The organism is Acinetobacter sp. YH16053 (assembly GCF_013417035.1).
In the GTDB taxonomy this organism is placed as follows: domain Bacteria; phylum Pseudomonadota; class Gammaproteobacteria; order Pseudomonadales; family Moraxellaceae; genus Acinetobacter; species Acinetobacter towneri.
This window is the reverse complement of the sequence record NZ_VPEP01000014.1, coordinates 39651-59506: the sequence shown is the minus strand read 5'-3', so window position 1 is coordinate 59506 and position 19856 is coordinate 39651. Positions and strand designations below refer to the sequence as shown.

The 19856-nt window shown below is 40.0% G+C and carries 17 protein-coding genes, 1 other RNA gene and 1 pseudogene; 13 read left to right on the top strand and 6 right to left on the bottom strand.

Annotated elements, in window-relative coordinates; genetic code table 11:
• Position 1: 1 nt before the first annotated feature.
• Genes FTV43_RS10790 through lpxA form a run of 8 tightly spaced genes read left to right on the top strand, consistent with a single transcriptional unit; the run spans position 2 to position 8761 of the window.
• Positions 2-826 carry a CDP-archaeol synthase gene (locus FTV43_RS10790; RefSeq protein WP_136143951.1) on the top strand — a complete coding sequence of 275 codons (825 nt, stop codon included), beginning with the start codon at positions 2-4 and terminating at the stop codon, positions 824-826.
• The gene (gene ispC / locus FTV43_RS10785) at positions 827-2023 is read left to right on the top strand and encodes a 1-deoxy-D-xylulose-5-phosphate reductoisomerase (RefSeq protein WP_096901423.1); all 1197 of its coding nucleotides are present in this window, start codon (positions 827-829) and stop codon (positions 2021-2023) included.
• Positions 2024-2026: 3 nt separating this feature from the next.
• Complete coding sequence (gene rseP / locus FTV43_RS10780; RefSeq protein WP_179995453.1) at positions 2027-3382, top strand: RIP metalloprotease RseP; 1356 nt, start codon at positions 2027-2029, stop codon at positions 3380-3382.
• A gap of 42 nt (positions 3383-3424) precedes the next feature.
• Complete coding sequence (bamA, locus tag FTV43_RS10775; RefSeq protein ID WP_179995452.1) at positions 3425-5869, top strand: outer membrane protein assembly factor BamA; 2445 nt, start codon at positions 3425-3427, stop codon at positions 5867-5869.
• 41 nt (positions 5870-5910) lie between these two features.
• On the top strand, positions 5911-6411 hold the full coding sequence (locus FTV43_RS10770; RefSeq protein ID WP_104851908.1) for an OmpH family outer membrane protein: 501 nt from the start codon (positions 5911-5913) through the stop codon (positions 6409-6411).
• A 3-nt stretch (positions 6412-6414) separates the two neighbouring features.
• Complete coding sequence (gene lpxD / locus FTV43_RS10765; RefSeq protein WP_179995451.1) at positions 6415-7485, top strand: UDP-3-O-(3-hydroxymyristoyl)glucosamine N-acyltransferase; 1071 nt, start codon at positions 6415-6417, stop codon at positions 7483-7485.
• Positions 7486-7490: 5 nt separating this feature from the next.
• Positions 7491-7976: a 3-hydroxyacyl-ACP dehydratase FabZ gene (gene fabZ, locus FTV43_RS10760; RefSeq protein ID WP_026438029.1), complete on the top strand. Its 486-nt coding sequence runs from the start codon at positions 7491-7493 to the stop codon at positions 7974-7976.
• Complete coding sequence (gene lpxA, locus FTV43_RS10755) at positions 7973-8761, top strand: acyl-ACP--UDP-N-acetylglucosamine O-acyltransferase (protein WP_004976696.1); 789 nt, start codon at positions 7973-7975, stop codon at positions 8759-8761. Before fabZ ends, lpxA begins: the two co-directional genes overlap by 4 nt.
• 70 nt (positions 8762-8831) lie before the next feature.
• On the opposite strand, the pseudogene FTV43_RS10750 reads toward lpxA, so the two are convergent.
• Positions 8832-9678: pseudogene (locus FTV43_RS10750) on the bottom strand (YbgF trimerization domain-containing protein).
• A gap of 341 nt (positions 9679-10019) precedes the next feature.
• On the opposite strand from FTV43_RS10750, the gene ffs reads away from it, so the two are divergent.
• Positions 10020-10116: signal recognition particle sRNA small type (ffs, locus tag FTV43_RS10745), an RNA gene on the top strand.
• Positions 10117-10182: 66 nt separating this feature from the next.
• On the opposite strand, the gene FTV43_RS10740 is transcribed toward ffs, so the two are convergent.
• From FTV43_RS10740 to FTV43_RS10725, 4 genes are all read right to left on the bottom strand, one after another.
• Positions 10183-10872: a regulatory protein RecX gene (locus FTV43_RS10740; protein ID WP_167845975.1), complete on the bottom strand. Its 690-nt coding sequence runs from the start codon at positions 10870-10872 to the stop codon at positions 10183-10185.
• An 81-nt stretch (positions 10873-10953) separates the two neighbouring features.
• Entirely contained in the window at positions 10954-12000 is a 1047-nt protein-coding gene (gene recA / locus FTV43_RS10735; protein ID WP_004976691.1) for a recombinase RecA, read from the bottom strand.
• 144 nt (positions 12001-12144) lie between these two features.
• Positions 12145-12585, bottom strand: a complete 441-nt coding sequence (locus FTV43_RS10730; protein WP_019836488.1) for an RNA-binding S4 domain-containing protein — start codon at positions 12583-12585, stop codon at positions 12145-12147.
• Complete coding sequence (locus tag FTV43_RS10725) at positions 12578-13252, bottom strand: HAD-IA family hydrolase (protein ID WP_179995450.1); 675 nt, start codon at positions 13250-13252, stop codon at positions 12578-12580. The genes FTV43_RS10730 and FTV43_RS10725 overlap by 8 nt, the downstream gene beginning before the upstream one ends.
• Positions 13253-13537: 285 nt before the next feature.
• Between FTV43_RS10725 and FTV43_RS10720 the strand changes: the two genes are divergently transcribed.
• The 4 genes from FTV43_RS10720 to FTV43_RS10705 all read left to right on the top strand — a co-directional run bounded on the left by FTV43_RS10720 (position 13538) and on the right by FTV43_RS10705 (position 19390).
• Positions 13538-13783, top strand: a complete 246-nt coding sequence (locus tag FTV43_RS10720) for a hypothetical protein (protein ID WP_004976684.1) — start codon at positions 13538-13540, stop codon at positions 13781-13783.
• Between the two features lie 908 nt (positions 13784-14691).
• The gene (locus FTV43_RS10715; RefSeq protein WP_179995449.1) at positions 14692-15549 is read left to right on the top strand and encodes a 3'(2'),5'-bisphosphate nucleotidase CysQ; all 858 of its coding nucleotides are present in this window, start codon (positions 14692-14694) and stop codon (positions 15547-15549) included.
• A 57-nt stretch (positions 15550-15606) separates the two neighbouring features.
• Complete coding sequence (locus FTV43_RS10710) at positions 15607-16341, top strand: histidine phosphatase family protein (protein ID WP_004976677.1); 735 nt, start codon at positions 15607-15609, stop codon at positions 16339-16341.
• A 349-nt stretch (positions 16342-16690) separates the two neighbouring features.
• Positions 16691-19390: a M66 family metalloprotease gene (locus FTV43_RS10705; RefSeq protein WP_179995448.1), complete on the top strand. Its 2700-nt coding sequence runs from the start codon at positions 16691-16693 to the stop codon at positions 19388-19390.
• A gap of 196 nt (positions 19391-19586) precedes the next feature.
• On the opposite strand, the gene rpsT is transcribed toward FTV43_RS10705, so the two are convergent.
• A complete protein-coding gene (gene rpsT, locus FTV43_RS10700) occupies positions 19587-19856 on the bottom strand; it encodes a 30S ribosomal protein S20 (RefSeq protein WP_004976669.1) in 270 nt (89 codons plus the stop codon).

Genomic DNA, 19856 nt, shown 5'->3' with positions numbered 1-19856 from the left:
CATGTTAGAGCGGATTATTACCGCATTGGTATTGGTTGCTGTGGTGTTGAGTTGTATGTTTGCAACTCAGTCGCACTATCCAATGTTTATGCTGATGATTGTTGCAGCAGGGGTTGCGGGCTATGAGTGGTTCAAACTCATGCCAAGAAAAACTAAATATGTCCTCAAACCTGTGGCTTGGGGCTTTGGTGTATTGACTGCCGCTTTGGCAGCAATGGCACTTTATTTTAGTGATATTGCCTTGTTACTTTGGGCAGCTTCTATTTTGACATGGTTACTCAGTATTTATTGGGTCAAGTCTTATCCAGAATACGATGCATGGTATAACCCAAGCTTAAGTTTTATTGGTTTTATTCTAATTTCTGCTGCGGTCACTGCAATTTTTTCCGTATGGAATAGTTCGCCGTGGTGGTTAATGTACTTGTTCTTGTTGGTTTGGGGTGCAGACTCAGGTGCTTATTTTGTTGGACGCAAACTAGGCAAGAAAAAACTTGCACCAAATGTCAGTCCAAACAAGTCAGTAGAAGGCTTATATGGCGGTGTGTTTACAGCCATGCTAATTGTGATTGTTGTCGAAGTGGTGTATTTAGACCTGACTTTGGCACAACATATTTTATTCCTGATTCTTTCGGTGATTACGGTATTTAGCTCAGTATTGGGCGATCTGTTTGAATCCATGATCAAGCGCCGTGCAGGTATTAAAGACTCTGGGCGAGTTTTGCCAGGTCATGGTGGTGTGCTAGATCGGATTGATTCTTTACTTGCAGCAGCTCCAATTTTTGCTGCAGGTATGTATGTTTTAAAACTTATTGGCGTAGATTTATAAATGTCACAAGCTGTTTGTATCTTGGGTGTGACAGGTTCAATTGGACAAAGCACCCTAAAAGTACTGCAACAACATCCTGAGCAGTATTCAGTTTTTGCCGTGACGGCACATAGCCGAATTCAAGAACTGGTTCAAATATGCAAACAGTATCATCCTAAAATTGTGGTTGTACCTGCGGCAAAAGTTGATGAATTGCAGCAGTTACTTGCACAGCAACACATTTCAGGGATTGAAATTTTAAGCGATGAGGCGGGTTTAATCGCAGTTGCCGAACATCCTGAAGTGGATGTGGTGATGGCAGCCATTGTCGGTGCGGCAGGTTTATTACCTACACTGGCTGCGGTTAAAGCGGGTAAGCGCGTGTTATTGGCCAATAAAGAAGCCTTGGTGATGTCGGGCGACATCATGATGCAGGCGGCACGTGAACATGGTGCTTTGTTATTACCTGTAGATTCTGAACATAACGCGATTTTTCAATGTTTGCCTGAACATTATTTACAAACCGAAAGAAATGGACAACCTCAGCTAGGTGTATCACAAATTTTACTGACTGCTTCGGGCGGCCCATTTTTAAATCATAGCCTAGAAGAACTGCAACACGTTACCCCTGCACAAGCCTGCAAACATCCAAATTGGTCTATGGGACAAAAAATTTCGGTAGATTCTGCAACCTTAATGAACAAAGGTTTGGAATTAATCGAAGCGTGTCATCTTTTTGCAATTTCAGAACACTTTGTTACAGTTGTGGTTCATCCACAGAGTATTATTCATTCCATGGTTCAATATGTGGATGGTTCAACTTTGGCACAAATGGGTAATCCTGATATGTGTACGCCAATTGCGCATGCTTTGGCATGGCCGCAGCGTATCCAAACGCATGTTCCGCCTTTAGATTTGTTTGTCAATCATCAGCTTGATTTTCAAGCACCCGATACCACACGTTTTCCTGCGTTAAGTCTGGCACGTCAAGCCATGCAAGAAGGTGGTCTGGCGCCTGCTATTTTAAATGCAGCAAATGAAATTGCAGTTGCAGCATTCTTGCAGCAAAAAATTCGTTTTACTGAAATTGCGACAGTGGTTGAGCATACCTTGAACCAAATACAAAATTCAGCCGCAGAAAGCATTGAACTGATTTTGCAGGCAGACCAAAATGCTCGTGCTATTGCACAGTATTTTGTGTTGAATAAAGGAAGCTAAAGCATGAGTGCCTTATTTATTGTGGTTGCAGCGATTCTTTTGCTAGGACCTTTAATTGCAATTCATGAGTTTGGGCACTACTTTGTTGCACGTAAATTAGGTGTCAAAGTTTTGGTGTATTCCATAGGCTTTGGGCCAACCATTTTAAAATGGACGTCTAAAAAATCGGGGATTCAATATCAGCTTTCGGCACTGCCTTTGGGTGGCTATGTCAAAATGCTTGATGAACGCGAAGAAAACGTTGCAGAAGCAGACCTACCTTATGCCTTTAATCGTCAGCATCCGTGGAAACGTATTGCGATTGTGGCAGCAGGGCCGTTGATTAACTTAATTTTTGCCATTTTATTGTTCTGGGTTTTATTTTTACCCGCTCAAGAACAGTTGAATACCCGTGTGGGTAAAGTGCTGGCAGATACCCCCGCGGCAGCAGCACAAATGCAAGTAGGCGATAAGATTACTGCCATTGATGGTACGCCTGTGACGACATGGGAAAAGTTGAACTTTGCCTTGGTAGATCGTGTAGGTGAAACAGGCAAGATTCAGGTACAGGCTGAACGCGCAGGTGAAATCAAAACGTTTAGCTTACCCATTCAAAATTTCTTAAATGATCAATCTCAATCGCCTTTAGATGTTTTGGGTTTTACACCATATCGTCCACAAATTCCTGCAATTGTCAGCAAGTTAAGTGAAGATGGTGCGGCCATTCGTCAAGGCATGCAAGAAGGCGATCAAATTGTTGCGATTGATGGCGTAAAAATGAATGACTGGTACGATGTGGTACAAGTTGTTCAAGCATCGCCAGAAAAATTACTGAAAGTAGATGTGCTGCGTAACAATCAAGTACAGAAATTGGAAGTAATGCCGCAAGGTAAACGTGACAATATGGGCAATGTTTCGGGTGTATTGGGTGTGCAAAGTGATCCTGGAAAAATTGTCATTCCAGAAGATTATAAGCAAACGATTCAATATAGCCCGAGTGAAGCTTTATTGATGGCGGTAGATAAAACAGGTCAGCTGTCTAGCATGATTCTGAATTCTATTGTCAAAATGGTACGTGGTTTAATTGGTTTCGATAACTTATCTGGCCCAATTACCATTGCTAAAGTTGCAGGACAAAGTGCGGAAATGGGGTGGCAAACTTTTATTTCCTTTATGGCACTCATGAGCGTAAGCTTAGGAATTCTAAATTTATTGCCAATTCCAATGTTGGATGGCGGGCATTTAGTTTATTATTTTATCGAGCTGATTCGTGGAAAACCTGTTTCTGAACAAATACAATTAGTTGGTTTAAAAATTGGTATGGTACTGCTTGGAAGTATGATGCTCCTTGCATTATTTAATGACATTATGCGTTTATAACAACGTAGATACGAAATAAATTTAACACTGGAAAAGACTGGCATGCAGCACACACATTTATTTATGCCCTTGGCACTGGTTAGTGCAATGGCGGCAACACAACAAGTATATGCAGCAGATGAATTTATTGCGCGAGATATAAAAATAGATGGTCTTGTTCGTTTAACGCCAGCCAATGTCTATGGAATGATTCCAGTGAATAGTGGTGATCGTGTCAATGAAGCAGTGTTGGCCAATGCGATTCGTTCACTCTATGCCACAAGTTTGTTTGATGACATTCAGGCCAGTCGTGAAGCCGACACTTTAGTGTTTAAAGTGGTTGAGCGCCCAATCATTTCTAAGGTTGAATTTAAAGGCAATAAACTGATTCCAAAAGAAGCGTTGGAAGATGGTTTAAAGAAAATGGGTGTGGCTGAAGGTGAAGTACTGAAAAAGTCAGCACTACAAACTTTAGAATCTGAACTTGAACAGCAGTATATGCAGCAAGGTCGTTATGATGCGGATGTACGTGTCATTACCACAGCACGTCCAAATAACCGTGTAGATTTAACTGTAGAGTTTGTTGAAGGCAAAGCTGCCAAAGTGGTAGATATCAACATCATTGGTAATACGGTATTTAAAGAAAGCGACATTAAGCAGGCGTTTGCAGTTAAAGAAAGTAGCTGGAGTTCGATTGTTACCCGTAATGACCGCTATGCACGCGAAAAAATGGCAGCAAGCTTGGAAGCATTACGTGCGTTATATCTGAATAAAGGTTATATCAACTTCAATATCACTAACTCTAGCTTGAATTTGAGCGAAGACAAAAAGCATATTTTTGTTGAAGTTTCGGTGGATGAAGGTGAGCAATTCAAGTTTGGCGAAAGCAAGTTCTTGGGCGATGCTTTATACAAACCAGAAGAACTTACGGCACTGAAAATTTATAAAGATGGTGAAACCTATTCACAAGAAAAAGTGAATGCGGTGAAACAATTGTTGCTGCGTAAATATGGTAATGCAGGCTATTACTATGCCGAAGTGAATATTGTTCCGCAAATTGACAAAGAAACTAAACTGGTCGATTTAAACTACTACATCAACCCAGGTCAGCAAGTTACAGTGCGTCGTATTAACTTCGCTGGTAACAGTAAAACCGCCGATGAAGTACTGCGTCGTGAAATGCGTCAAATGGAAGGCGCATTGGCAAGCAATGAAAAAATTGATTTGTCTAAAGTCCGTTTAGAGCGTACAGGTTTCTTTAAAACCGTTGATGTCAAGCCTGTGCGTATTCCAAATGTGCCAGACCAAATTGACTTAAATGTAAATGTAGAAGAACAGCACTCAGGTACAAGTACTTTAGCGGTAGGTTTCTCGCAAAGCGGTGGTGTGACGTTCCAAGCTGGTTTAAGCCAAACTAACTTCTTAGGTACGGGTAATTCGGTTTCGATTGATTTGTCGCGTTCTGAAACACAAGACTATTATAATCTGAGTGTGACCGACCCATACTTCACGATTGATGGTGTGCGTCGTGGTTACAACATGTACTACCGTAAAACCAAGCTAGATGATAACTATAACGTAAACAACTATGTGACAGACAGTTTTGGTGGCGGAATTAACTTTGGTTACCCAATTGATGAAAACCAAAGCATTAGTGCAGGTTTAAACATTGACCAGACTGAAGTTACAACGGGTAATCGAGTCTCAACATATATTCGTGACTATTTATTGGAAAATGGCGGTAAAGAAATTGGTTCATCAAATTATTGTATAGATAATAATGATCCTTGTGGAACAAAGCTTAAAGCTGATCGCTTCTCTGGTGATTACTTAACTTACAATCTGAACTTAGGGTGGTCGTATAATACCTTAAACCGTCCAATTTTCCCAACCAATGGTATGTCGCATCGCGTTAATGCTGAAATTGCTTTGCCTGGCAGTGATGTGGAATTCCAAAAAGTGACTTATGATGCACAGGCTTATTTCCCATTAGGTCATGATTTTGTCTTACGTGGCTATAGTAAGTTAGGTTTTGGTAATGATTTACCATTCTATAAGAACTTCTATGCAGGTGGTTATGGTTCGGTACGTGGTTATGATAACAGCACGCTTGGTCCTAAATATGACAGTGTCTATGCGGAACATAATTCATTGGAAAATTTCGATTTGGAAGAAGTGGGTGGTAATGCTTTAGTCCAATTTGGTACAGAATTGGCTTTACCAGTGCCATTTAAAGGAGATTGGACACGTCAAGTCCGTCCAGTGGTTTTCGCAGAAGGTGCCCAAGTCTTTGATACCCAGTGTGATGTTTCTTCATCTGCTGATTTGAGAAAGTACTGTAAAGACAACTACGGCTTTGACTTCGGTGAAATGCGTTATAGCGTGGGTGTAGGCTTTACTTGGATTACCATGATTGGTCCATTGTCACTCAGCTATGCGTATCCGTTGAATGATAAACAAGGCGATGATACTAAAAATATTCAATTCGAAATTGGTCGTACTTTCTAAGTACGACTCGTGTTGGATTGTTTAAACACAGGATGTAGCATATGAAAAAAACAATATTGAGTTTGGCATTGTTGGGTTTATCTACAATGGCAGCAGTAGCACATGCTGCAGGCTATGGTGTAGTAAGTTTAGAGCGTGTTGTAGAAAATAGCAGTTATCTCAAACAGCAAAATTTAGCTTTGCAGCAGTCGGTCAAACCACAAACCACTAAGCTTGAACAGCTGACAAAAGAGTTGGAAGCCATGCAGCAGCGAGCGCAGCAGGCTACGAATTTGTCAGATACTGAAAAGCAAAAAATGAATACACAGTTTCAAGCGAAATTGAAAGAATTTAATGGTTTGCAACAAGTGGTACAAACCCGTGTTCAGTCAGAATTGCACAAAATTAACGATGGTTTTGAAACTCGTTTAAAGCAAGTTGCTGAACAATTGCGTAAAGAAAATGGTTTAGATGTAGTTTTGAATAAAAACTCGGCACTTGCCTATGACCCGAAGTATGATTTAACTGATAAAATGATCCAAAAGGTCAACGCACTTAAATAATCAATGAGTTCCCAACATTATCGCTTAGAAGAAATTGCTGGTTTAGTTCAAGGTCAATACATTGGACAAGCCGATTTACGTTTGCAAGGTTTGGCAAGCCTTGAGTCTGCTCAGGCGCATCAACTTGCATTCGTGAATGGCGATAAATATTTAGCGCAAGCACGTAGCTCCCAAGCGGGAGCTTTAATTGTGACCGCTTCACTACAAGCCGAGTTAGACAATCATCACAACTTTATTGTGGTCGATAATCCATATCTGGCTTTTGCAATTTTGACTCATGTATTTGAGCGCAAGCATACGCAACGTGGTATAGAAAGCACAGCCCAAATCCATCCATCAGCCATCATCGCCGATAGTGCCTATATTGGTCATTACGTCGTAATTGGTGAAAATTGTGTGGTGGGTGACAATACGATTGTGCAATCGCACTGTAAAATTGATGACTTTGTCGAAATTGGTCAACAGTGTTTTATTGATTCACACGTGACTTTGACAGGCGCAGCCAAGCTTGGAAATCGTGTGCGCATACACGCCAATACTGTAATTGGCAGTGAAGGCTTTGGCTTTGCACCTTATCAAGGCAAATGGCATCGTATTGCACAGTTGGGTTCGGTGATTATTGGCAATGACGTTCGTATTGGCTCGAATTGCAGCGTAGATCGCGGTGCACTAAATGATACAATTTTGGAAGATGGTGTCATTATTGATAACCTTGTGCAAATCGCACATAACGTCAAATTAGGTGCTCATACGGCCATTGCAGCAAAAACTGCCGTGGCTGGAAGTGTGACAATTGGCAAAAACTGTATCATTGGTGGTGGAAGTGCAATTTCAGGGCACTTAAATATTGCTGATAATGTGACTTTGACAGGAATGTCAATGGTCACAAATAATATTTCTGAATCAGGAAAATATTCGTCAGGTATAGGCTTGTTTGAAAATCAAAAGTGGAAACGTACTGTTGTGCGCCTCAGACAATTAGCAGATGTGCCATTGACCCAATTGGTGAAAAGACTTGATGATATGCAATCTCAAATTGAGTCCCTTGAATCAACTTTTAAATTGCGTAAATAATTATGATGACTGAGTCGAATTCTAGCACCTTCACTAAACCTGAATTGCCAATGCACATTCAAACCATTCGTGAATATTTACCCCATCGCTATCCGTTTTTATTGGTAGACCGCATTGTAGAAGTCACTGATAACGGTATCGTGGGTTATAAAAACGTATCTATCAATGAAGAATTCTTGCAAGGACACTTCCCGAATTATCCGATCATGCCGGGTGTTTTAATCGTTGAAGCGATGGCACAAGTGTCGGGTATTTTAGGTTTTATCATGAATAATGAGAAACCGAGCGCAGGTTCTTTGTTCCTTTTTGCAGGCGCAGAAAAAGTTCGATTTAAAAAACAAGTCGTTGCAGGCGATCAACTTGTATTAAAATCTGAATTAGTTATGCAAAAACGAGGCATTTACAAATATAATTGTATCGCCACCGTTGATGGCGTCGTCGCAGCAACCGCGGAAATTATGGTTTCGCATCAGAAAACAGAGCAAGCATGAGCAATAACCCACTCATTCACCCAACCGCTATTATTGACTCATCTGCAGTAATCGCTTCAGATGTCACGATTGGTCCATACTGTATTATTGGCCCAAATGTAACGATTGGTGAGGGTACAAAACTTCATTCGCATGTGGTGATTGGTGGTTACACCCGTATTGGTCAGCACAATGAAATTTTCCAGTTCGCCAGCGTAGGTGAGGTCTGTCAGGACTTAAAATATGCAGGTGAGGAAACTTGGCTAGAAATTGGTGATCACAACAAAATTCGTGAACACTGCAGTTTGCATCGTGGTACGGTGCAAGACAATAGCCTGACCAAAATTGGTAGTCACAACTTACTTATGGTCAATACGCATATCGCACATGACTGTATGGTGGGTGATCACAATATTTTTGCCAATAACGTGGGTGTGGCAGGTCATGTGCATGTTGGGGATTATGTGGTTGTCGGTGGAAACTCTGGTATTCACCAATTCTGTAAAATTGACTCTTATAGCATGATTGGTGGTGCATCGCTCATTCTTAAAGATGTGCCTGCGTATGTCATGGTTTCTGGTAATCCTGCACATGCATTTGCAATGAATGTGGAAGGAATGCGTCGTAAAGGCTGGTCGAAGGATGTGATTCAAGGTCTTCGTGAAGCCTTTAAACTCATTTACAAATCTGGATTAACCACTGAGCAAGCCATTCAGCAAATTCGCATTGATATTTTGCCAAATGTGGCAGAAGCGCAGCGTTTAATTGATTCTTTAGAGCAATCTGAACGTGGTATTGTGCGTTAAGCTTTGAGTTTGTCGAATGCGGCAAGCTTCAGAATATTAAAAGACATCCTCGGATGTCTTTTTTATTGGCTTATTTAAAGAATCTTGCTTCTTCAGACTTTGGGTATTGGCTCAGAATTTTACTTTTGTATTGCGCTGCCAAAGCAGGTTTGTGATCTACATCTTGCGCAATACTATATAAACGATATAGGGCACTTGATGCTTTTGCAGATTGAGGGTACTTGGTTGCCACAATTTCAAAATTCTTTTTGGCTTCGCTGTAATTGGTCGGTTCAATCGCTAAATTAAACTCAGCTAACCAAAAATAAGCATTGCTGATATACACACTGTTTGGGTGGTTTTTAATAAAGTTTTGCATGGGTGCAATGGCTTTTTTAGCACCACCTTGTTTATAGGCATCCAATGCAACAGTATAGGCTGCTTTTTCTAGCTCAATATTGGTATTTAAACCTTGAGCTGTTGGGCTAACATGCGTTGTATTTTGCGCAGATTGCGGGGCATTGCTATTTAACTGGTTGTTGCTGGTGACTGGGTGCAGTATCCTTTTGGTTATCCTCCTCAGCGGTAGGAGTAGATTCAGGGTCTATTTTTTGCTGGAGCAGTTCTAGACGTTGATCTAAATCGGTATAGCGATTTTGCAATTCATGTTTGAGCTGCGCAATTTCATTGTCTTGTTCTTCAATTTTGCCGCGTAACTGGCGGATGTCATTTTCAAGTTGCTGGTTTTTTTGCATCAACTGCCAATTGATATTGGTGGGTACATTGGCAGTTGCCATATTACTCGTTGCAATCGCAGGGCTATTGGCATACCTAGCACTGCTTTGGCTGAGATTGTGGCTTTCAATTGGAATATTGGCAAATATAGGCGTTGAGCACAGTAGGGCAAGAGCACAAAGTGCATGCTTTTTTAGCATAATTGAACATCCATCTTAATCTTGTGTAGGTGAGTCCTTGTAAGCATATTGGACTCAACCTGTTGATTTGGTCATTTTCCACATTTAAAACGTCCACGCGTGGAATTGCAATAAGCTTTTACAAACTTATCATCAATCTCAGCGCAATATGGGTAAATCTAGGATTTAAATCTCGAAATAATTTTATGATGGGTTAGTTAGACTAAATTTTAAATGACGTTATTCTATAAATGTCTTCAATTGTTTTTAAAATAATCAATTGGATAGCATTATAAAAGGAAATACAGAACAACGCTTGCAAGTTTGTTAAAAATCTCTATACTCTGTTTTTGCAATGGTAGCCCTGCTGGTTACTTCGCAATTGTACTCTACGAACCCCGTCAGGACCGGAAGGTAGCAGCGGTAGTGGAACTATGATGTGCCGAAGGCTTGCTGGTAGGGTTGCCACCAGTTTTGAAATAATAATTCTATTTATCTTCTACTTATTTTGATCTTATATCCACTATTTTAAAAATCCTGCTCTTTCCTACGAATTGCTTTCATAATCGCATCCATATCAAAGCCCCGATACTGTAAAAAACGAATTTGTTTGGCTTTAAGTTTTGGCTCGTTTGCGACTTCTGTGCCGAATTTTTTCACTTTCAGTTGATAGGCTTGTTCTGTCCAATCAGTTTCTTTAAGTTCTTCTGAAATTAAACTGCTATCCACTTTTTTGTTTTTAAGAGCCATTTTAATACGATTTGGCCCTTTACCTTGCCGCTTTTGGCTAGCTAGTAACATTTCTGCTAGGCGTTGATCACTCTGATAATTTTCACGTGCCAATTCATTGACTAACTCAATCACTTCATCACGGTTTTCTGCATATAAAGCCAGTTTTTCAATTAAGTCATTTTTAGAATATTCTTTACGCGTTAAGACAGCAAAGGCGTAGCTGCGTAGACGAGAACCTGTTAGTCCTGGGCGTTTGTTTTGCTGTTCGTCTTGGTCTTCATTGTGATTGTGTTCTTGATCATCAATGGCTTCCGTATGAGCAGGGTATTGTTTATTAATGTTAGGCGCAGAATTTGAGGCAAAATGCAGGGCAGACGTTGTTTCGGAATATATCTGCTCAGTTCGGCTACATGATTGCTCATCTTCGCCAAATTGTTGTTTTAGCGCAGCGTAATCAATCAGTTTGGGGAATTTGTCTTCAGGCATGGTAATGCTTCCATATACAATAAAACGCTCCGTAGAGCGTTCTATTTAATTCAGTTTGTTGTGTTCATATTAGCGCATGCTTTAAACATCAAGTAAGTCGAATTCTTCTTCGTCTTTATCTTCTACAGGTGCAGCTTGACCTGTCGTGAGTAGTTGTTCACGAATAATCGCTTCGATGCCTTTAGCAAGCTCTGGATGTTCTTCAAGGTGGCGAATGGTGTTGTTTTTACCTTGACCAATTTTATCGCCTTGATAAGAATACCAAGCACCAGCTTTTTGCACGATATTTTGTTGAACAGCTAAATCGACCAGCTCGCCCAAATGGTTAACACCTTTACCGTAAAGAATTTGGAACAATGCTTCTTTAAATGGAGGTGCCATTTTGTTTTTCACAACTTTGACTTTGGTTTCAGAACCAATAATCTCGTCACCTTCTTTCACTTGACCTACACGGCGAATATCTAAACGAACAGAAGCATAGAACTTCAATGCGTTACCACCAGTTGTGGTTTCTGGGCTACCAAACATTACACCAATTTTCATACGAATTTGGTTAATGAAGATCACCATACAGTTCGAGCGTTTGGCATTACCTGTGATTTTACGCAAGGCTTGGCTCATTAAGCGTGCTTGTAAGCCCATGTGTGAGTCACCCATTTCGCCTTCAATTTCGGCACGAGGGGTTAAGGCAGCTACTGAGTCGACCACAATCATGTCGATAGCGCCAGAGCGTACCAACATATCGGCAATTTCAAGAGCTTGTTCACCGTTGTCTGGTTGCGATACTAAAAGATTGTCAATATCTACACCAAGTTTACGTGCATATTGAGGATCAAGCGCGTGTTCGGCATCAATAAAGGCACAAGTTCCACCAGCTTTTTGACATTCTGCAATGGCTTGCAAGGTCATAGTCGTTTTACCTGATGATTCAGGGCCGTAAATTTCAATGATACGACCTTTAGGTAAGCCACCAATACCCAATGCAATATCTAGGGTCAATGAGCCTGTAGATACGGCTTCTACCGCTTGCACAGTGTTGTCACCAAGACGCATGACTGTGTTCTTACCAAATTGTTTTTCAATCTGGCTTAACGCAGCGTTTAACGCCTTGCTTTTATTCTCATCCATCTTACAACCTCAATACGATGTCACGAAACAATATACTCAAGTGGATGCATTTACTTAAATCTTTTCCACATGCAATATAGTGACAGAATTTGTCCTGTAGTTCTATTTATATCACGGGCTGTGCGACAGCCTGTGACGCTCTATTTAATCATCATTATATGACCAAAATTGGTCAAATTGCTGATCATTCTCTTGTTTAAATTTGCTGATGTCACGACGGTCTTTTTTACTTGGTCGATGATCAGGTCGTGCTAGATTATGCAACTTTCTTTGGGTCGCAATCAATTCCCTGCGTGCAATACTCACTTCAGTTTCTTCATAAAGTTGCTGAGCGATGGGCGCAGGGCCACGTACGCCAGATAATGCCTTGACCAATACGGTTTTCTTATCAAAACCTTGTTGAATGGTCAGCTCAGTTCCTACACGAATTTCTTTGGAAACTTTAACACGCTCGCCATTGTGGTGTACTTTGCCGCCTTCAATGGCAGCTTTTGCAATAGAGCGAGTCTTGAAAAAACGTGCAGCCCATAGCCATTTATCAATTCGGATCGTTTCGATGGCTTCGTGGGACGAAGTTTTAGGCATATTTTTGAGTGTCCTCAAATTGTTCTAAGATAGGAATTAAATCAGTTAATTGGTGCAACATAGGGTAATTACAAGTCTGACGCGCAGGTTTTGCTGAGGATGGCTGGGCAATACTATATAAGTGTCCAATCCCAAAGGCTTTAGCACCATTAAGCACCTTTTCGGTGTCATCTATAAAATAGCAATCTTCAGGATTAAATGCATGTTGTTGTTGCAATGTTTGCCAAAATTCAACGCGCTCTTTGGCATAACCAATACTTTCAGAACTAACAATCACTTCAAAATACTTTGCTAAACCTGTATGTGCTAATTTAAAGTCTAAACCTGCACAATCGGCATTGGTGGTGAGCCAAATGTGATAGCCATTATTTTTTAAATATTCCAGTAATTCAATAGCTTGTGGACGCAGCATGACTTGGTCTTTATATTTAAGTTGCAGAGTAAGCATATCTACACCCACTTTGGCCGTCCAAAAACGAGAGGAATACCACTCTAAGGTATGGCTATGCGCTTGATAAAAATCGTATAAAATTTCTTTGCTGCGTTCTAAAGAGCAAGCGTGTAATTCTGCATAGCGAATAGGCAGTTGTTCATTCCAAATAAAATCATCATAAGCGAGATCTAACAGCGTTCCGTCCATGTCAAACATGATGATATTTTTGTGCATTTAGATATCCTAAACCATAAAGCAATTGCCAAAAGGCAAATAAAACTGGCTCATTTAAACATGCTTGAGGCATAACTCAAAATGCTGTCTGATTATTCGCCAAATTGTGTTAGGCTAAACAGATAAGCACTGTGCAGGTGTTGCATATAAATAGGTGAGATGGGGCAGTTGTAAAAAGTAACTGTAGTGTTCACAAAAAACAATTTTTTTGACATATTTCTGTATTTGTTTGTCTGTATAAGCATAGAAATTGAGTGGTAAATTTTTTAAATTAGGGAGCTAGTAATGGCTGAACAACAGTATTTAGATTTAAAACACTTAGATAAACAACTCGATGAGTTTGAGAAAAAGAAGAAAAAAATTAAGAAAATGCGTATCGGCTATAAATTATTTGCGCATTTAATGGGCGATGAAAAATTCGCCCATCATGTTTCAGAGTCGGCATTAAACCCAGATAAACGTAGTTATCGTAAAGTGAAAATTAAAATTACCTCAGATGAAGGGGAGTTAACTTTTTTGGAAAAGGATTGATTAATTTTTGATTTAAAATCTAGGTTGATTTTTATTATGTGTACAAATTTGTGTACCTTTAAATCTAGCCCGATTGATGCAGATCGGGCTTTTTTATACCTTAATTCTATGAATGGTTTGGAATGAATTGGAATTCTTTTATAAGTCAAAATTTGATCATAAATCATTAGTAAAATTAGTATTGAAAGTTTCTTCTCTTGCGCCATGTATGGCTCAAGATGAGGAATATTCCGCAAGAGGATGAGGGTGCTGAATTAGAGGCTTAAAATCATGTATGAAAAAAACTTATTTCAGAGGAAGTACAGTTATTTCGTTTGTTTAAATAAAATGCATCAAGTTGTCATAATCTGCACTTAAGCTATTCAGCAAACTCAGTGAAATGTAATAGGTCGTGTTTAGTCTATTTCAGTATAAGTTCTGTATATAAATGTGGCAAAGTGCGCTCAAATGTTACGCTTTAACTATCAAAAGAGGCATGAATATGACAGAACGATACCTGAGAATATTGACAATTTTTCATGATTAAATAAATTTAAAAGGAATTGTGATGTCTATTTTAGGAATTGCCATTACCACTATTTTGGGTTTATTGGGTATTGCTGCAATTATTATTGGTTTTTTGGTGGTGAAACTTATTTGGTGATCGTGGGTATTTTATTATTGGTTAGTGGTGCACTCACTTTATCGATGTTTAAAAAAAGATTATCCAATCCATTTAAAGATTAATTAACTAAGCACTCAATAAATAAAAAACTCAAGTAAAAATGAATTGCCTTGACACATAAAGTCTTGATTTAGCATATCTAGCCACTAAATTTTATCTACGCATCAGCCGTAAATTTTATTACAATGTTTTTATGAAAGTAATGAAAAATTAGACCTTTAGATACAGTCTAAAAAGGATAGTTATGTTTATAAAAACAAAGGCGCCAACGCATACTTTAATTTTACAGTTATTGCCAATCATGCAGCAGGCGTGTGAAATTTTAAATCAGGAATTTCAAGATTATTGTTCAGGTGCTGCTTTTGATGTAGAAAAGAAAACCGATGATTCTCCTGTTACGCAAGCCGATTATCGAGTCAATTATTATTTAATGCAGGCTTTGGCAAAAATCTCCAATTTACCTATCTTGTCAGAAGAAGGTGAGCAAGACCAACGTCAGCAATGGCAGGAGTTTTGGTTGCTTGATCCTTTAGATGGCACGAAAGAGTTTTTACATCAACGTCCTGAATTTACCATTAATTTAAGTTTAATTTGTGGTGTGCAAACAACTTTTGCAGTACTTGCAGTACCAGGCGAGCAAACTATTTATTTTTGTCCTGAACAGGGTATGCCATTGAAATATCATATTTTAACTCAGCAATGGTATCTCTATCAGTCTGAACCCACGGTAACATCTTCAGTTCTAAAAATTGGATTAAGCCACAGTAGTCAAAAAAAATCACACTATGCAGACTATTTAAAAAGCTTGGCGCAGTTGACCAATTTTGAAGAACTAAAAGCAGGTAGTGCTTATAAATTCTGCATGATTTTGGAAGATCGTGTCGATATTTACCCACGTTTTCATCCGACTTCTGAGTGGGACACCAGTGCAGGACAATGTTTATTGGAACGAATAGGTGGTGGATTGGTCGATTTTCAGGGGCGGGCATTTTTATATAATCAGCGCGATACATTGTTAAATGGTGGTTTTATCGCCTATAAAAATACGCAGATGAAACAGATTGCCTTACAAGCACTTGGACTTATGGCGAAGTCAGATTGAGCAAAGTGCTGAACATGGTATAGTGTCAAGCAACCAAGTTAAAATTTTGGCTAGATCATGGCATTAGAACTACTCCCTGCAAGTATGCTTAAAGCAATTGATTTATTGCCTGATGCTCAGACGCCTGTGACTTTGTTTACCCGTCATTCTATTCGTGAAATTGTCGTTGGTCAGGGTTTGGCTGGCTATAATTTACAATTGACCGAACAAGGTCGCGATTTAGCCGAAGCATGGGGAGGCTACTTGGTTGGAAATACAGATCGGGTGATTCAACACTGTATTTCAAGTCCTATTCAGCGTTGTGTCGATACGGCTGCTTTAATGATTCGTGGGGCAGATGGCATTACCCTCGAACCCAATACCCATCACATTGAAATTATAGAACAAGGTTTATTGGTGGAACCAGGAAGCTTTGTACTTGATATCAAACAGGCAGGCCCATATTTTCAGAAACAGGGTGCTTTAGGCTTTATTAATAGTTTTGTGAATAATGCCTTGCCCGGCATGAAACATCCGATTCATGGTGTCGTGGATGTCCTTGAGCTGATTTATAACACCCATCCAACCAACCAATACGGACTGAGTTTGGCTGTGAGTCATGATACGATTTTAGCTGCAATTATCGCGGTGATTTCTGGACGTAATGAAGTCACGCAAGCCGATTGGCCAGACATGATGGAAGGTTTATTCGTTTGGTTTGAAGGTGATGAGTTTTTAGAATCCAAGCTAAAATGGATTTGGCGCGGTCAGATTCACACTTTAGATATCTCGCAATTTCGTCAGAAAGTTTAAGCAGAACATTGAACGCATATTCTAGTGCTATCCATTCAGTACGATAGAATACCGTCTGTCAGAAATTAAAAAAAATAATTCAAATTTTATTCTCTTTTTTTCCTTCATTTTATGCAGTTGTGAGCGCAAACTCGATCAAATATTGTCTATCAATCTGTGTGCTGCTTTAAAAATTCGCTGATTTTTATAAAGAAAAATTAATAAAATTGTGTTGAAAATATAAAGCGATATGAAACTTGAGAATTGCATAATTTTATACATCTATTTAATATAAAAATACAAGCCATTGAAAAATATGTGTTTATTTTTATATTTTTTGTCATAAATTGACATTGGGGTGGAATAAATAATGAAAAGTGTGACTCGGTTTTCGCTTAGTCTATTAAGCGTATGTATATTATCATCCATGCTTGCTGCATGTGGTGGTGGTGGCGATGGGGATGCCGCTGGGAATTCAAATCAAGAAAATCCAATACCACCGGAAAATCCTCAGCAACCACCTGTGGGCAATGTGGCTAATCCTTATCCTGAACCTAAACAAGATGTCATCAATCAATCGGCACTTGGGTTTTATGATTACAACGCCAATTCTGAATCACGTGAAGTGCGTAATGATTTAGATGGTGATTTTCAGGCAATGATTCAATTTGCTCAAGGGCATGTGGTTGATCCGAATGGTAACGAGGCGAAAAAAATGCCACGTTTGACCGCAGAAAAAGAAGCATTATTATTGGTTACACCAAATCAGGGCATGGACAATATCGACACTTTGCAGCTTGAAGTGTATCAAAATGAACGCTTGTTACGTCGTGTTGCTTTACTTGATCCAACCCAGATTCCTGCTTCAGACCAGAGCAATCAAGATGGTCGTGCTGAGGTGTTGTATAGTAAGCGTGCGTGGTCGGCTAAATTAAATTGGGATGAAGTACGTCCCGGTTTAAAGCTGCGTTTGGTCGATTCTAAAAACCGTACTGGTGCACTCGAAGCAGAAAAAATTGATTTTGCCGCACCGGGTGAATTGGTACTCAATAATATTCGTATCGGTCTACTAACTGCACCACCGAAATCGGGCGGGCATTATATGTTATTAGAGCCTGAAAAAGCGGGTACCGATTATTTCCAAACCATTCCTGCGGCACAAATGACCGTGGCAAAATATGATGACATTCAGCTAGATCGAGTGATGGTCGCCAACGGTACGATTTATGATACCCAAAGTGCGGGTGAAGGTGGTGTCTATTCGGGGGACATGCGGGAAAATACTGCAAAATCGACCTTTAGTGTGGGAATTAACTTAGCCAACTGGGGTGTGACCAGTGCCTCTATGCAAAGTCAGCAACAGCCACAACTTACACAAACTGTAATTGCCCATCATGCACGAGGTAAATATACAAATGGTGATCAAATGCATGGTTTAAGTGGCGGTAATGGTATGTTGACCCTGTATGATTCTGTGGGTAACGAGTTCAGCCATGAAATTGGACATCATTATGGTCTAGGGCATTATCCGGGTTCACAAGGTGAAAATATGTTCTGGGCTGCACACCATGCAGACAGCGGTTGGGGCTATATTGCGTATCGTAATAAAATGCGCGGTAACTTAGCGTGGCATACTCGAAACTTGGGTGATGGCAAAAATGGTGTGCCTAACTTCCTGAAACAATATGCTTATAGTTGGGATGCGATGTCAGGTGGTGCAACCAACAGTAGCATTTCGCGTTATACCCATTACACGGGTTACAGTACCCATATTCGGATTCAACCCCACTTTGGGGCGCGACATGTTTGGGATGAAAGCTCACCAAGTGGTTATAAAATTTGGAATAAAGACACACGCCAAATGGAAGTGGTTTATCCAAAAGTACCAAGCTCCAATCAGGTTTGGTACAACAGTGCCGATGGTTACTATTTAAAACCGCGCTTATTTGGTGTGCCTGTAATTACTATTATTGGCGGATATGATCCTGAAACTCAGCAAGGTGTGTTGTATCCTGCTGCACGCAGTAACTGGGGTAATGTTTATAATTTACCTGGGGTAAATCGTGCTGCTGAAAATGCCGCATGTTGGTTAGATGTTCAATATGCCAATCGTAATCAGAACGTGGCATTGGCACCTAACCGTATGACCAGCAATGCCAATAAACTGCATGTCAATTTAGCACTTGCTGAGCAGCCAAAACAGGTGAATTTATACTGTAAAAAAGCCAATCATGCCGAGAAGTTATTATCGACACTGAATATTCCGCAATATAGCGATAGTATTCAACCTGCGGTAAAAATTGGTCGTACACATGGCTATGAAGCTTTAAGAAAAGTTGAAATGCCTGATTTTCAGAAGCAGTTGGAAGCGCAAGCCAGTCAAGCTGTGGTGGCTTTAAAACCTGCTGCACAACTATTGTATGATTCTTATGCAGATTATCGTCAAGAGCTAAGTGCAACTGCACAGCAACAATTACAGCGTTATGAACAACAGCAAAATACGATTTATCGTTTAAACCGCTGGATGAATGTTTATCGTGCCGATTTAGAAAAGACTAAGCCTGAAGCGGAAACAGCATTGCACAATTTTGTGGAGCGATTGGGTTTAGGCAATGAAAATATTGTGGCTGAAGCAACACTAATGAAAAACAGAAATAACTGTTTGAAAGTTGAAACTTTGGCGAGTGGTCAGAAAAATGCTTACATTAGTGGAGCAAGTGGCTGTACAGGCGATGCAACTGAGCAGTGGATTTATGATGGTTTGGGGCGTATTCACAGCAAAGCAGAAATGGATCAGTGCTTAACCAACAACGGCAATGTGGTCTCACTTGCAAGCTGCAGTACATCTAAAGACAGTCAGGTCTGGGAAATGCACACAGCTTCGGGAACGATTCGTCAGGAGAGTCAGTGTTTTGATTTAGAGCATGGCTACCTAAAAGAAAACCGCGCGCGTTTAATTCGTTATGGTTGCACAGGTGGTGCGAATCAGCAATGGACGCAATTAAAGGCTAATAACAGTTTGCAACTGGCTTATTTAAGTCCACAAAATTTACGACTGATGCTGAAATAATTCTTCGTCTGAATTATTCATCTTCATTAATTTAAAACACCTTTTGACCAGTTCAGGAGGTGTTTTTTATTTTATGGTGGCAGGTGTATTTGAAGTGATGTAATTGGCGTGCAGAAACTAAAGATTGCTTAATTTGATAAATTATCGAAACAGCAGGCACAAAAAAAGCCCTTAACGGGCTTCTTTTGTTTAACACTTAGTTAGAAGCTAAAGCTTTAACTTGAGCGTTTAAACGGCTCTTATGACGAGCTGCTTTGTTCTTATGGATGATGCCTTTATCAGCCATACGGTCAATTACTGGAACAGCTTTTTTGTAAGCTTCAGTAGCAACCGCATAATCACCTGCAGCAATAGCAGCGATTGTGCGTTTTAAATAAGTACGAACCATAGAACGTAAGCTTGCGTTGTGTTTACGTGCTTTAACGTTTTGACGAGCACGTTTTCTAGCTTGAGCAGAGTTTGCCAC